The organism is Kutzneria sp. NPDC051319 (assembly GCF_040682195.1).
Classification (GTDB): Bacteria; Actinomycetota; Actinomycetes; order Mycobacteriales; family Pseudonocardiaceae; genus Kutzneria.
In genome coordinates, this window is the sequence record NZ_JBFBAM010000017.1 from 146,259 (window position 1) to 159,857 (window position 13,599).

The window sequence follows — 13,599 nt, forward strand, 5'->3', positions numbered from 1 at the left end:
AGAATGTGCGCCCGTGACCGCTAGGACGCTCATCTGGACTCCTGTGCCGACCGCCAAGCTGCAGATGCGGCTGCACGAGGAGGGCGAGGGACCGGCGGTGCTGGTCCCCGTGGGCTCCGGCACCGTGGTGCTGCCCGCCCTCACCGCGCGCTTCCCGCGTGCCGTGGCGCTGGCCCGCACCTGCCTGCGCATCGGCGAGCGGGCGCTGGCCGTGCGCTGGGACGACAACGCCGTCACCGCGCACCCCATCTACGAGAAGGCCCTGTACGGCTGGGCCTGGGGCGCGCACCGGGACGTGCTGACGCTGCTGGAGGCGACCAACCCGCGCGGCGGGGCGGCGCGGGTCCTGCTGCGCGGCATGTTCCTCGTGCACAGCGACAAGCGGGACCAGCGCAGCCGGCACGACGCCGTGGCGCGGCACTTCGGCGAGACGCTGGACGCCGCCGACCAGGCGATGCTCAACCGTGTGCAGGACTGGCCGTCAGGCGGCCCGCAGGCGTTGGCGGCGCTGTTCACCGCCGCCGGGCGGGACGACGTGGCGCAGGTGGCGTCGCTGGTCGACGCCGGTCACGCCGACGCGTGGCTGGCCAAGCTGCCGGCCGACGCCAGCCGCAGGGTGGTGAAGGAGGCCCCGCTGAACACCGTGCTGCCGGTCGTGCCGGTCACGCAGGGGATGGCGCCGTCTTGATTTTCTTGCGGGAGCCGGTGATGAACTTGCGGCCCGGCGTCTCCACGAACGTGAACAGGGCCCAGGACAGGCCCAGGCTGACGCCGAACATGGCCAGCACGACCACCAGCCCGGCCGGCGCGCTGAGGGAGATCGTGCCCGGCAGCAGCGTCTTCACGGCGCCGAGCACCAGCACGTGCACCATGTAGAACGAGAACGACCACTCGCCGAGCCGCTCCATCACCGGCAGCCGCCACACCGAGTGGGTGCCGCGCAGGTCGGCCAGCGCGGCCGCGGGGATCAGCAGGCTGAAGCCGAGCAGCGTGCAGAAGGTGTTGCCGAAGGCGCTGGGCAGCGCCGGCACCACGAAGTAGCCGATCAGGGTCACGCCCAGCGCGACGTCGAGGCCCGGGCCGCGCCACCGGCCCAGCATCACCAGGCGGGCCAGCGCGATGCCGAGCGTGAACTCGCCGAGGCGGGCCAGCGGCAGGAAGTAGACCGGCCACGAGACCGGGTGCACGGTGATGGCGATCGGCACCGCGACCACGGCCAGCACGCTGACCGCCGCGAACACCATCGCGCCGCGGGCCTGTAGGTGCCGGGCCAGCCGCCCGAACAGCGGGAACGTGACGTAGAACAGCAGCTCGCAGACCAGGGACCAGCTGACCGGGTCGAGGCTCTGGTAGTAGAAGTAGTCCGGGATCCACGAGTGCACCAGCAGCACGTTGGCCGCCAGCTGGCCGCCCGTCGGCACCATCTCGGAGCCGATGGTCAGGGCCAGCACCAGCGCCAGCAGCAGGCAGACCAGGTGCACCGGGTAGATGCGGGCGACCCGGCGGCGCAGGAAGCCCAGCGCGGTGTCCTTGGGCCGGGACGACCACATCAGCACGAAACCCGACAGGATGAAGAAGAACGACACGCCGGTGCCGCCGGCCTGGAACACGGTGGCCATCACGTTGGCCGCCGGGCCGGGGCCGAAGAAGCCGAAGTTGCGGACGTGCATGCCGAACACCAGGAAGGCGCCGGCCCAGCGCAGGCCGGTCAGCGACGGCAGGCGTCCACCCAGTGACTCGGTCCCGGGGCTCGTGGTTCGGCCTGGGGTGGCCAGCTGAGTCAAGGTGCGTCCTTCGATCGGCTCGTCGGCGGCAGCAGCCGGCTACGGTACGACACCGGCAATAGCCCGTAAGACGGACGAGCTACTCGAATAGTTGGTCTGCCGGGGAGAATGCGTTCCGTAGCGTGATGGAGATCACGTTCGTGTCGGCCCTCTAAGCTGTGCGCGTGCCCCGTGTAGTCGTGCTGGATTACGGATCAGGCAACCTCCGCTCGGCCGAACGCGCGCTGCGCCGCGTCGGCGCCGATGTCGAGGTGACCGCCGACCATCGTGCCGCGCTCGCCGCGGACGCCCTCGTGGTGCCCGGCGTCGGCGCGTACGCGGCGTGCATGACGGGCCTGAACGCCGTGCGCGGCGGCCGCATCATCGGCGAGCGGCTGGCCGGCGGACGGCCAGTGCTGGGCATCTGCGTCGGCATGCAGATCCTGTTCGAGCGCGGCGTCGAGCACGGCATCGAGTCCGCCGGCTGCGGCGAGTGGCCGGGCACCGTGGAACGCCTGCACGCCGACGTGTTGCCGCACATGGGCTGGAACACCGTGCGCGCCGCCGAGGGCTCCGTCCTGTTCGACGGCCTCGACGGCGACGCCCGGTTCTACTTCGTGCACTCCTACGGCGTGCGCAAGTGGGAACTGGTGCCGGACAGCGACACCCTGAAGGCCCCGATGGTGACGTGGGCCAACCACGGCGAGGACTTCGTGGCCGCGGTGGAGAACGGCGCGCTGTGCGCCACCCAGTTCCACCCGGAGAAGTCCGGCGACGCCGGCGCGCACCTGCTGGAGAACTGGCTGGCCAGCACGCGATAGGGTCCTACCCGTGACGTTCTACCTGCTCCCCGCCGTTGATGTCGCCGACGGCAAGGCTGTCCGGCTGGTCCAGGGCGAGGCCGGCACCGAGACCTCCTACGGCGACCCGCTCGAGGCCGCGCTCGCGTGGCAGAACGACGGCGCCGAGTGGATCCATCTCGTCGACCTCGACGCCGCGTTCGGCCGTGGTTCCAACCGCGAGCTGCTCGCCGGCGTCGTCGGCAAGCTGGACGTGAAGGTGGAGCTGTCCGGCGGCATCCGTGACGACGAGTCGCTGGCCGCCGCGCTGTCCACCGGCTGCACCCGGGTCAACCTCGGCACCGCCGCGCTGGAGAACCCGCAGTGGTGCGCCAAGGCCATCGCCGAGCACGGCGACAAGGTGGCGGTGGGGCTGGACGTCCGGATCACCGAGCGGGGCCACCGGCTGGCCGCCCGCGGCTGGACCAGCGACGGCGGCGACCTGTGGGACGTGCTGGAGCGGCTGGACCGTGACGGCTGCACCCGCTACGTGGTCACCGACGTGAGCAAGGACGGCACGCTGCGGGGCCCCAACATCGAGCTGCTGCGCGCGGTCTGCGACCGGACCGACGCCCCCGTGATCGCCTCCGGCGGAGTGTCCAGTGTGGACGATCTCGTCGCGCTCTCGGGTCTGGCCGCGGACGGCGTCGAGGGCGCCATCGTCGGCAAGGCCCTCTACGCCGGCGCTTTCACTCTCCCTGACGCTCTCGCAGCAACTCGCTGAGCTTGGCCACGATGTGGCGCTCCAGCTCCTCGGTGTTCACGCCGAGGCCCGTGAGCACCTTGACGCCGATGCCCTCGCCCTCAGCCATCAGGCCGAGCAGGATGTGCTCGGTGCCGACGAAGTTGTGCTCCAGGCGCAGCGCCTCGCGCACGGCCAGCTCCAGCACCTTGCGCACCCTCGGCGTGAACGGGATGTGCCCGGTGACGGTCTCGCCGCCGGCCGGCGCCGCGACCTTCACCGCGGCGCGGACCTGCTCCTCGGTGAGGCCCTGGGCGATCAGGGCCTTCGCGGCCAGGCCGTCCGACAGCGAGATCAGCGCCAGCAGCACGTGCTCGGTGCCGATGTAGCCGTGGCCGGCGGTCTGGGCCTCGGTCTGGGACTGGGCCACGACCTTGCGGGCGAGGTCGGTGAAGCGGCTGAACGGGCCCCAGTCCAGCGGTTCGTCCTTGGGCACGAAGCGTTTCTGCGCGGCCTGCTTGCTCACGCCCATGCTGCGGCCGATGTCGGTCCAGGTGGAGCCGGCCCGGCGGGCCTGGTCCACGAAGTGGCCGACCAGGTGGTCGGACAGCTCCCCGAGGCGGTCGGCCAGCAGCACCGCCTCGGACAGCCGGTCCAGCGGGTCGCCGTCGGGGTGCAGCGTGGCGACCAGGGTGATCATGTCGTCGAGTCGTGGTGTGGTCATGCCGTCAACGTTAGGTTGACTCAAGCGGCACTGTCAACCTTTGGTTGACGATCAGGTCCAGCGGCCCGAGGCCCCGTGCTTCCGCTGTGCGCGGTGCACCGTGGTGTCCGCGATGACCATTGTCGCCGCCAGCAGAATGAGGTCCTTGAGCACGTACTGGCCCTCCAGGGTGGGCATGTGGTCCGGCCCGCTGAACAGTTCCGCCGGCATCAGCGCCAGCGGCAGCAGAATTCCGATCGCCCATAGCGCCATCGGGTAGATCGCGATTCTGAGCCCGATATTGGTGATCAGCGACAGCCCGATCAGGCATTCCACCGTCGCGAACACGTCCATCGTCAGCCGGTCCGGCGCCAGGCCCAGGCTCAGCATCCGGCTCACCGTCTCCACCATGTGCTCCGCCGGGCTCAGGCCCGGGAAGTACTTGAGGAACCCAAAGACCAGAATGATTCCACCCATGCTGATCCGCAGCAGTATTACGCTGTTCCGGCTCAACCACCGATGTATTCGCAGCTCCAGGTGTGCAATCGTTTGCAGCGTAGTCGACACGCGTGCCTCCGCAGGGAAGAGGATGTGCGGGTATGCGTGACCTCATGGCGGGTCCCGCCATCCGCAGCGTATTGGTGGCGTGACGGCCGTTGCCATCCCGAGATGAACCTAGGTATGGCCGGATTACCTAAGTTCACCACGCACGGTGACGACGCCGGCCCGGGAGTGGGTATCAAGCCGTTCCGGTAGACGGCACCGTGGGGCTGGGGCGTGTGTCGGCGGTCCTTCTTCGGGACAATGTGGACAGAGGAGGGAATTTATGACCTTGCCCTTGTCGGGCCATTTCAGTCGCCCGCTGACGATCGCCGACTACGAGCGCCTGCCCGAGGATGCCGAAATATGGTGGGAACTCCAGGAAGGCTGCCTGGTGATGATGTCGCCACGGCGCCCGCGCCAAGCGGCGGCCGATGCACACCTGTGGTCCGAGCTCGATGTCCAATTGCCCGCTGGTCTGGTGCTGCTTCCGAACATCGATGTCAATCTGGAGCTCGTCCCGCCGGACGGCCCCGGCCATGTCCGCCGGCCCAACCTGATCATGGTCGACCACGACGCCTATGAGCGGGCCAATCGAGAGGGAGAAACACTCCTGCGCGCCTGTGAGGTGCGGCTGGTTGTGGAGATCGTGTCGCCCGGATCGGCCCGGATGGATCATGTCGTCAAGCGCGCCGAGTACGCCGAGGCCGGCATTCCGCACTACTGGATCATCGACATGGACGATGAGGTCTCGCTGGTCGAATGCCGTCTGGGCGAGGGTTCCGGCTATCGGGACAACGGCCGGGTCACCGGTGGGTTCACCACGTCGCAGCCGTTCCCGGTGTGCCTTGACTTGGACGGTTTGGACGGGTTCGGCCCGTAGGGTGGAGGGGTGGCTGGACTGTTCATTCGGCGGGTGCGGCTCGACGAGCCGTCGACCGGGCGCTACCCCTTCACACTGCCGGTGGTGCGGTGGCTGTCCGAAGTAGACGGTCTGGACCTCGGGGCGGGCGTGACGTTCCTGATCGGGGAGAACGGGGCGGGCAAGTCCACCCTGGTGGAGGCGATCGCGGTGGCGGCGGGCTTCAACCCGGAAGGGGGAAGTCGGGACTTCCGGTTCGCGACGAGGGCGACGGAGTCGTCGCTGGGGGACTACCTGACGCTGAGCCGGGGGATCGGGAAGCCGCGCACGGGGTTCTTCCTGCGCGCGGAGTCGTACTACAACGTGGCGACGGAGATCGAGCGGCTGGGCGGCGACTCGATCCAGCACTACGGGGGACGCTCCCCGCACGAGCGGTCGCACGGGGAGTCCTTTCTGGACCTGGTGACGCACCGGTTCGGGCCCAACGGGCTCTACGTCCTGGACGAGCCGGAGGCGGCGCTGTCGGTGCGAGGGTGCCTGGCGCTGGTGGCGAGGATGGCGGAGCTGGTGGAGCAGGACTGCCAGCTGATCGTGGCGACGCACTCGCCGATCCTGTTGTCGCTGCCCGGCGCGGCGATCCTGGAGGTCGGCGAGGACGGCGCGATCGAACGGGTGGAGTTCGACACGGCGCAGCCGGTGCGGCTGACCCGGGAGTTCCTGGCCGACCCGGACCGGTACCTGCGCCACCTGCTGACCGGCCCGTAGGCTGAGGCCATGTCGGTCGCAGTCCGTGTGATCCCGTGTCTCGACGTCGACCGGGGTCGTGTCGTCAAAGGCGTCAACTTCACCGATCTCCGCGACGCGGGCGACCCGGTGGAGCTGGCGGCGGCCTACGACGCGGCGGGGGCCGACGAGCTGACGTTCCTGGACGTGACGGCCTCGTCGTCGGACCGGGAGACGACCTACGACGTGGTGCGGCGCACGGCGGAGCAGGTGTTCATCCCGCTGACGGTGGGCGGCGGCGTGCGCGCGCCGGAGGACGTGGACCGGCTGCTGCGCGCGGGAGCGGACAAGGTCAGCGTCAACACGGCGGCGATCGCCCGGCCGGAGCTGCTGCAAGAGTGCTCGCAGCGGTTCGGGGCGCAGTGCATCGTGCTGTCGGTGGACGCGCGGCGGGTGCCGGCGGACGGCCGGCCGACGCCGTCGGGCTTCGAGGTGACCACGCACGGCGGTCGTCGCGGCACGGGCATCGACGCCGTCGAGTGGGCGGCCCGCGGGCAGGAGCTGGGGGTCGGCGAGATCTTGCTCAACTCCATGGACGCCGACGGCACCAAGGCGGGCTTCGACCTGGAGCTGATCCGCCTGGTGCGGGCCCGGGTGAGCGTGCCGCTGATCGCGAGCGGCGGCGCCGGCCAGGTCGATCACTTCCCGCCGGCCGTGCTGGCCGGCGCGGACGCGGTGCTGGCGGCGAGCGTGTTCCACTTCGGCACGCTGTCCATCGGCGAGGTGAAGGACGAGCTCAGGGGCGCGGGAGTGGTGATCCGGTGAGACAGGTGCTGCCCGGGTCGTCCGCGCCCGTAGAGATCAAGATCGCGGCGCTGGTGCTGGCCGGCGGGGGACTGCTGTTCCTGCTGACGTTCCTGGTGCTGGGCATCCAGGCCGGCGACCTCGGCTCGATCATCCTGCCGGCGCCGGTGGCGGTGATCAGCCTGGGGCTGGGCGCGGGGCTGCTCGGGGGAATCCGGCCCGTGCGCATCCCGGCTCTACTGTGGACGGTGTTGTGCGCGCTGATCTACGCCTCGTTCACGCTGCTGGCGGTCGACGTCTGGATCGCCGTGCTGTCAGGGATTCTGGCCGCCGCGCACGTGTACTCGATCGTCATGCAGATCACCCTGCCCGCCCGCCGACACATGGGAAGCGCAACGTGACCGACACGCTCGACCCGGCGATTGCCCAGCGCCTCAAGCGAAACGCGGAGGGCCTGGTGTGCGCCGTCGCCCAGCAGCGCGGCACCGGCGAGGTGCTGATGGTGGCGTGGATGGACGACGCCGCGCTGCACCGCACCCTGACCACGCGCGAGGCGACGTACTTCTCCCGCAGCCGTGGGCAGCAGTGGATCAAGGGCGAGACCTCGGGCCACACGCAGCGAGTGCACGAAGTGCGCCTCGACTGCGACGGCGACACGATCCTGCTGGTGGTCGACCAGGAGGGCGGCGCCTGTCACACGGGCGACCGCACCTGCTTCGATGCCGACCAGCTCCTCTGACGACCCCCCTTTATGCAGGGAAGGACGCCTTACCTGCATGGGCGCATGCAGGTAAGGCGTCCTTCCCTGCGTTCAACGAGGGTAAGGCGTCCTTCCCTGCATGGGGATCACGCCCTTGCTCGGTCCAAACGATGTCCAGGCACCGGGGCGGCCGAGCGGTCTCCTGGGCTGAGGCTCAGAGGTTGCCGGTGAGGTAGCGCTGGAGGGTGGGGGCGATGGTGCGGACGATGGTCTCCATGTCGGCGGAAGCCAAGGGCTCCAGGCGGATCACGTAGCGGGCCAGGCCGAGGCCGGCCAGCTGGGAGCCGAACAGGCTCAGCCGCAGTTCGGGCTGGTCGACGCCGAGTTCACGGAGTATGCCGCCGAACACGGACGTGATGAACTCGCGCAGCATCTGCGCCGCCGACTCCTGGGTGGCGGCGCTGCGGACCAGGGTGGCGAAGGCCCCGCCGGCGCTGTTGTCCCAGGTCGTCACGAAGGTCCGCACCACCCGCACGGCCACCTGGTCGGCGGGCCCGTTGAGCACGGTCTCCTTGATCCATTCGGGTGTCACGGGCAGCTGCACGGCCGCGGCGAACAGGCCCTGCTTGCCCCCGAACCAGTGGTTGACCATGGCCGCGTCGACCTCGGCCCGGGCGGCGATGGCGCGTACGGTGGCACCGTCGAACCCCTGCTCGGTGAAGACTTCCCGGGCGGCCGCGAGCAAGGCGGCCTTGGTGTCCTCGCCGGCGGGCCGGCGGCCCCGCCGCTTCGGGTCGGTCACAGGCCCACCTCGCTGGCGCTCGGCGGGTCTGGTACCCAGGTCCCAGTGTTGAACGGTTCCCCCGCAAGCTCGGTCACGTCCACTCCTAATTTCAACAACCATTGAAATCTAGGGTCGCGTCGTCACGGCGTCAACCTCATGGAGCAGAATGGCAGTCATGGTCAGTGCCTTCGGGGAGGTCAGTCCCAGCCGCGAGGAGTTCCGCGCGCTGGCGGCGCAGCGCAGGGTCATCCCGGTCGTCCGCCGCCTGCTGGCGGACGCCGAGACGCCGGTGGGGGTGTACCGCAAGCTAGCCGCCGACCGACCGGGCACATTCCTGCTGGAATCGGCCGAGAACGGCCGCTCCTGGTCCCGCTGGTCCTTCGTCGGCGTGCGCAGCCCGGCTGCGCTGACCGTGATCGACGGCGAGGCGGCGTGGACGGGCACACCCCCGGTCGGCCTGCCGGCCGGCGGCAACCCGATGGAGGCCCTGCGCGCCACCATCGAGATCCTGCGCACGGACCCGCTGCCCGACCTCCCGCCGCTCACCGGCGGCATGGTCGGCTTCATCGGCTACGACGCGGTGCGCCGCCTGGAGCGCCTGCCGGAGCTGGCCGAGAACGACCTCCAGGTGCCCGAGATGGTGATGCTGCTGGCCACCGACCTCGCGGCGCTCGACCACCACTCCGGCTCCATCACGCTGATCGCCAACGCCGTCAACTGGGACGACTCCGAGGAGCGCGTGGACGCGGCGTACGACGACGCCGTGCGCCGCCTGGACCAGATGACCGAGGAGCTGTCCACGGAGGCCCCGCCGACGGCGTCGGTGCTGCGGCCGGCCGAGGTGCGCCTGCGCCGCCGCCGCACGTCCGAGGAGTACGGCGCGGCCGTGGAGACGGCCAAGGAGGCCATCCGCGCGGGCGAGGCGTTCCAGGTGGTGCTGTCGCAGCGGTTCGAGATCGACACGACCGCCGACGCGCTGGACGTCTACCGCGTGCTGCGGACCACCAACCCCAGCCCGTACATGTACCTGCTGCGGCTGGAGGGCTTCGACATCGTCGGCGCCAGCCCGGAGGCCCTGGTCACGGTGCGCGAGGGCAAGGCGACCGCGCACCCGATCGCCGGCACGCGCTGGCGCGGGGCCGACGCCGACGAGGACGCGATGCTGGAGAAGGACCTGCTCTCCGACGCCAAGGAGCGGGCCGAGCACCTGATGCTGGTCGACCTGGGCCGCAACGACCTGGGCCGCGTCTGCCGCCCGGGCTCGGTGCACGTGGTCGACTTCTTCAAGGTCGAGCGGTACAGCCACGTGATGCACATCGTCTCCACGGTCACCGGCGAGCTGGACGAGGGCCGCACCGCGTACGACGCGCTGGCCGCCTGCTTCCCGGCCGGCACGCTGTCGGGCGCGCCCAAGCCGCGGGCCATGGAGCTGATCGAGGAGCTGGAGCCGACCCGGCGCGGCCTGTACGGCGGCATCGTCGGCTACCTGGACTTCGCCGGCGACGGGGACACCGCGATCGCCATCCGCACCGCGCTGGTCCGCGACGGCGTGGCCTACGTGCAGGCCGGCGCGGGCATCGTGGCCGACTCGAACCCGCAGGCCGAGGACACCGAGTGCCTGAACAAGGCGCGCGCGGTGCTGGCCGCCATCGCCACCGCGGAGACGCTGCGGCCGGCCCGCGAGTCGGTGACCGCCGATGTCTGACCGGCGTCCACTCTGGACGGTGGTGGGCCTGCTGGCGCTGGCCGCGCTGCTGCTCTGGGTGTCGTCGCTGATGACGTGGTCCTGGACGCAGCACAGCGACCCGCTGACCGGGCTGGTCACCACCAGGCTCAACGGCTCGGAGCGGGAGACCGCGCTCGTGCCGCTGGCCCTGCTGTCGCTGGCCCTGATCGCCGCCGTGGTGGCGACCGGGGGCCTGGTGCGGCGGATCGCCGGCGGGGTGGTGTTCCTGGTCGGCGTGGGCACGGTGTGGCTGGCCTTCGACGGGGTGGGCGAGGTCTTCGCGACGCACCCGGCCGCCTATCCGTTCTGGACGATCGCGGTCGGTCACGGCGTGGCGGTGCTGGCCGGGCTGGCCGTGACGCTGGCCGGTGTCCTGTTGGTCCGGTCCGGCCACCGGATGCCCCGTCTCGGGGCCAAATACCAGGCCCCGGCCCAGGCCAGGCGGGTGAGCGATCCGGACCGGGAGCTGTGGCAGGCGCTGGACTCGGGCTCGGACCCCACCGCCAGCCAGTGACGGAAGCGGCACGCGGCGTGATTGTTACCGGATAGGGCCTTGACTACCAGGGGGTCTTTCGGTGACCCGCCGTACGTGCCGGATGCGTCGCGGGGTTAGCATCAAATGCGGCGGGAAGGGGAAATGGCGTGTCCGTGCTCGACTCGATCATCGACGGCGTCCGCGCCGATCTGGCCGTGCGCGAGGCCCAGATCCCATTCGAGGTCATGAAGGAACGCTCCCAGACGGCGCCCGCGCCGCGGGACGTGATGACCGCCCTCAACGCGCCCGGCATCGGCGTCATCGCCGAGGTGAAGCGGCGCAGCCCGGCCCGGGGCGAGCTGGCCCCGGTGCTCGATCCTGCCGAGCTGGCAAGGGATTACGCCGCGGCCGGGGCCCGCGTGATCAGCGTGCTCACCGAGCGCCGGCACTTCGGCGGCTCGCTGGACGACCTGGACGCGGTGCGGGCCGCGGTCAGTGTTCCGTTGCTGCGCAAGGACTTCGTGGTCAGCCCCTACCAGGTGCACGAGGCGCGGGCGCACGGCGCCGACATGGTGCTGCTGATCGTCGCCGCGCTGGAGCAGAACGCCCTGGAGGCGTTGCTGGACCGCGTGGAGTCGCTGGGCATGGTCGCGCTCGTCGAGGTGCACAACGCCGAGGAGTGCGACCGCGCGCTGGAGGCCGGCGCGACGGTGCTGGGGGTCAACGCCCGCAACCTGCACACGCTGGAAGTGGACCGGGACGTGTTCTCCCGGCTGGCCCCGGGCCTGCCGTTCGACACCTACAAGGTGGCGGAGTCCGGTGTGCGCAGCCCCGGCGACCTGATGGCGTACGCGGGAGCCGGCGCCGATTCGGTGCTGGTGGGGGAAAGTCTGATCACCAGCGGGGATCCGAAGGCGGCCGTGACGCAGTTGGTCACCGCCGGCTCGCATCCGGCGTGCCCACGGCCCAGCCGATGACAATCCGGGCGCGCTAACGACCAGGTTCTGGGGAGACATGACCGACAAGCACGACCCGGATCAGCGCGGGTACTTCGGCGCGTACGGCGGCCGGTTCATGCCGGAGGCGCTGATCGCCGCGATGGACGAGCTGACCGCGGTGTACGAGAAGGCCCGGCTGGACCCGGAGTTCATCAACGAGTTCGACCGGCTGCTGCGTGACTACGCGGGGCGGCCCTCGCTGCTGACCGAGGCCAAGCGGTTTGCCGAGCACGCGGGCGGCGCGAGGATCCTGCTCAAGCGCGAGGACCTCAACCACACCGGCTCGCACAAGATCAACAATGTGCTGGGCCAGGCCCTGCTGACCAAGCGCATGGGCAAGAAGCGGGTCATCGCCGAGACCGGCGCGGGCCAGCACGGCGTGGCCACCGCCACCGCGTGCGCGCTGATGGGCCTGGACTGCGTGGTCTACATGGGCGAGGTCGACACCGAGCGGCAGTCGCTCAACGTGGCCCGGATGCGGCTGCTCGGGGCCGAGGTCATCCCGGTCAAGACCGGCTCCCGCACCCTCAAGGACGCCATCAACGAGGCGCTGCGGGACTGGGTGGCCAACGTCGAGGACACGCACTACCTGCTCGGCACCGCGGCCGGCGGCCACCCGTTCCCGGTGATGGTCCGCAACTTCCACCGGATCATCGGCATCGAGGCCCGCCAGCAGTGCCTGGACCTGATCGGCCGGCTGCCGGACGTGGTCGCGGCCTGCGTCGGCGGCGGCTCCAACGCCATCGGCATCTTCCACGGCTTCATCGACGACCCCGAGGTCCGGCTGGTCGGCCTGGAGCCCGGCGGGCACGGCATCGACTCCGGCGAGCACGGCGCGACCCTGTCCGAGGGCACGCCCGGCATGCTGCACGGGGCCCGCTCGTACCTGCTGCAGGACGAGGACGGCCAGACCATGGAGGCCTACTCCATCTCGGCCGGCCTGGACTACCCGGGCGTCGGCCCGGAGCACTCGCACCTCAAGGACATCGGCCGCGCCGAGTACCGCCCGGTGACCGACGCCGAGGCCATGGACGCGATGATGCTGCTGTCCCGCACCGAGGGCATCATCCCGGCCATCGAGTCCTCGCACGCGCTGGCCGGCGCCATGGTGCTGGGCCGCGAACTGGGCCCGGACGGCGTGATCCTGGTGAACCTGTCCGGCCGCGGCGACAAGGACATGGGCACCGCCAACGCGTTCTTCAACCTCGTGCCGGAGAGTGATTCCTGATGTCGCTGCTCGCCGAGGGACGGTCCTCGCTGATCGGCTACCTGCCGGCCGGCTTCCCCACCGTCGAGGGCTCGAAGGCGCTGCTCAACGCCATGGTCGACGGCGGCTGCGACCTGGTCGAGGTGGGCGTGCCCTACTCGGACCCGGTCATGGACGGCCCGACCATCCAGGCCGCCGCCGACCAGGCCCTGGCCAACGGCTTCCGCCTGCGCCACGTGTTCGAGGTCGTCGAGGCGATCTCCGCGGCCGGCGGCAAGGCCGTGGTGATGAGCTACTGGAACCCGATCTACCACTACGGCGTGGACAAGTTCTCGCGTGACCTGGCCGCGGCCGGCGGCCTCGGCATCATCACGCCCGATCTCGTGCCGGACGAGGCGCAGGAGTGGATGGCGGCGTCACAGGCCCACGGCCTGGACCGCATCTTCCTGGTCGCGCCGTCCTCCACCGAGGAGCGCATCGCCACAACGGCGGCCGCCAGCAGCGGCTTCCTCTACGCGACGTCGGTGATGGGCGTGACCGGCGCCCGGGAGGTCACCAGCTCCCTGGCCCCCGAGCTGGTGGCGCGGGTCCGCACGCACACCGACCTGCCGGTCGGCGTGGGCCTCGGCGTGAAGTCCGGGGCGCAGGCGGCCGAGCTGGCCGGCTTCGCCGACGCGGTCATCGTGGGCTCGGCCTTCGTGACCAGGTCGGCCGAGGGCGAGTCCGGCGTCGCGGCGCTGGCCAAGGAGCTGGCCGAGGGCGTGCGCAACCCGGCGGTCCCCGCTTTGTGACC

The 13,599-nt window shown here is 70.7% G+C and carries 17 protein-coding genes; 13 read left to right on the plus strand and 4 right to left on the minus strand.

The window, feature by feature from the left end:
- Window positions 1-13 precede the first annotated feature (13 nt).
- Complete coding sequence (locus AB0M73_RS19910; protein ID WP_363892324.1) at window positions 14-688, plus strand: hypothetical protein; 675 nt, start codon at window positions 14-16, stop codon at window positions 686-688.
- Here the strand turns inward: AB0M73_RS19910 and AB0M73_RS19915 are convergent.
- The gene (locus AB0M73_RS19915) at window positions 663-1,784 is read right to left on the minus strand and encodes an acyltransferase (RefSeq protein WP_363892326.1); all 1,122 of its coding nucleotides are present in this window, start codon (window positions 1,782-1,784) and stop codon (window positions 663-665) included. The genes AB0M73_RS19910 and AB0M73_RS19915 overlap by 26 nt on opposite strands.
- Before the next feature lie 164 nt (window positions 1,785-1,948).
- Between AB0M73_RS19915 and hisH the strand changes: the two genes are divergently transcribed.
- Together hisH and priA are read left to right on the plus strand one after the other, a co-directional pair.
- Entirely contained in the window at window positions 1,949-2,584 is a 636-nt protein-coding gene (gene hisH / locus AB0M73_RS19920; protein ID WP_043731788.1) for an imidazole glycerol phosphate synthase subunit HisH, read from the plus strand.
- Between the two features lie 10 nt (window positions 2,585-2,594).
- On the plus strand, window positions 2,595-3,326 hold the full coding sequence (priA, locus tag AB0M73_RS19925; RefSeq protein ID WP_363892329.1) for a bifunctional 1-(5-phosphoribosyl)-5-((5-phosphoribosylamino)methylideneamino)imidazole-4-carboxamide isomerase/phosphoribosylanthranilate isomerase PriA: 732 nt from the start codon (window positions 2,595-2,597) through the stop codon (window positions 3,324-3,326).
- Here priA and AB0M73_RS19930 read toward each other — a convergent pair.
- Complete coding sequence (locus AB0M73_RS19930) at window positions 3,292-4,008, minus strand: Clp protease N-terminal domain-containing protein (protein WP_363892331.1); 717 nt, start codon at window positions 4,006-4,008, stop codon at window positions 3,292-3,294. The two genes, priA and AB0M73_RS19930, sit on opposite strands and share 35 nt — an antisense overlap.
- A gap of 51 nt (window positions 4,009-4,059) precedes the next feature.
- Window positions 4,060-4,464: a hypothetical protein gene (locus tag AB0M73_RS19935; protein ID WP_363892333.1), complete on the minus strand. Its 405-nt coding sequence runs from the start codon at window positions 4,462-4,464 to the stop codon at window positions 4,060-4,062.
- A gap of 349 nt (window positions 4,465-4,813) precedes the next feature.
- On the opposite strand from AB0M73_RS19935, the gene AB0M73_RS19940 reads away from it, so the two are divergent.
- The 5 genes from AB0M73_RS19940 to hisI are packed head-to-tail and all read left to right on the plus strand — an operon-like array spanning window position 4,814 to window position 7,655.
- Complete coding sequence (locus AB0M73_RS19940) at window positions 4,814-5,410, plus strand: Uma2 family endonuclease (RefSeq protein ID WP_363892335.1); 597 nt, start codon at window positions 4,814-4,816, stop codon at window positions 5,408-5,410.
- A 9-nt stretch (window positions 5,411-5,419) separates the two neighbouring features.
- Window positions 5,420-6,154, plus strand: a complete 735-nt coding sequence (locus AB0M73_RS19945; protein WP_363892337.1) for an AAA family ATPase — start codon at window positions 5,420-5,422, stop codon at window positions 6,152-6,154.
- Window positions 6,155-6,163: 9 nt separating this feature from the next.
- Complete coding sequence (gene hisF, locus AB0M73_RS19950) at window positions 6,164-6,937, plus strand: imidazole glycerol phosphate synthase subunit HisF (protein ID WP_363892339.1); 774 nt, start codon at window positions 6,164-6,166, stop codon at window positions 6,935-6,937.
- On the plus strand, window positions 6,934-7,317 hold the full coding sequence (locus AB0M73_RS19955; protein WP_043723163.1) for a hypothetical protein: 384 nt from the start codon (window positions 6,934-6,936) through the stop codon (window positions 7,315-7,317). Before hisF ends, AB0M73_RS19955 begins: the two co-directional genes overlap by 4 nt.
- Complete coding sequence (hisI, locus tag AB0M73_RS19960; protein WP_363892342.1) at window positions 7,314-7,655, plus strand: phosphoribosyl-AMP cyclohydrolase; 342 nt, start codon at window positions 7,314-7,316, stop codon at window positions 7,653-7,655. Before AB0M73_RS19955 ends, hisI begins: the two co-directional genes overlap by 4 nt.
- 175 nt (window positions 7,656-7,830) lie before the next feature.
- Here hisI and AB0M73_RS19965 read toward each other — a convergent pair whose 3' ends face one another.
- Complete coding sequence (locus AB0M73_RS19965; protein WP_043723165.1) at window positions 7,831-8,418, minus strand: TetR family transcriptional regulator; 588 nt, start codon at window positions 8,416-8,418, stop codon at window positions 7,831-7,833.
- A 157-nt stretch (window positions 8,419-8,575) separates the two neighbouring features.
- Between AB0M73_RS19965 and AB0M73_RS19970 the strand changes: the two genes are divergently transcribed.
- The 5 genes from AB0M73_RS19970 (at window position 8,576) to trpA (ending at window position 13,597) form a co-directional block, all read left to right on the plus strand.
- Window positions 8,576-10,105, plus strand: coding sequence for an anthranilate synthase component I (locus AB0M73_RS19970; RefSeq protein ID WP_043723166.1), 1,530 nt, complete (start codon window positions 8,576-8,578; stop codon window positions 10,103-10,105).
- Window positions 10,098-10,640, plus strand: a complete 543-nt coding sequence (locus tag AB0M73_RS19975; RefSeq protein ID WP_363892345.1) for a Trp biosynthesis-associated membrane protein — start codon at window positions 10,098-10,100, stop codon at window positions 10,638-10,640. The genes AB0M73_RS19970 and AB0M73_RS19975 overlap by 8 nt, the downstream gene beginning before the upstream one ends.
- A gap of 128 nt (window positions 10,641-10,768) precedes the next feature.
- Window positions 10,769-11,578 (plus strand): indole-3-glycerol phosphate synthase TrpC, encoded by an 810-nt coding sequence (gene trpC, locus AB0M73_RS19980; RefSeq protein WP_043723171.1) that lies wholly within the window; start codon window positions 10,769-10,771, stop codon window positions 11,576-11,578.
- Between the two features lie 37 nt (window positions 11,579-11,615).
- On the plus strand, window positions 11,616-12,827 hold the full coding sequence (gene trpB, locus AB0M73_RS19985) for a tryptophan synthase subunit beta (protein WP_363892347.1): 1,212 nt from the start codon (window positions 11,616-11,618) through the stop codon (window positions 12,825-12,827).
- Window positions 12,827-13,597, plus strand: a complete 771-nt coding sequence (trpA, locus tag AB0M73_RS19990; RefSeq protein WP_363892349.1) for a tryptophan synthase subunit alpha — start codon at window positions 12,827-12,829, stop codon at window positions 13,595-13,597. The genes trpB and trpA overlap by 1 nt, the downstream gene beginning before the upstream one ends.
- Window positions 13,598-13,599 lie beyond the last annotated feature (2 nt).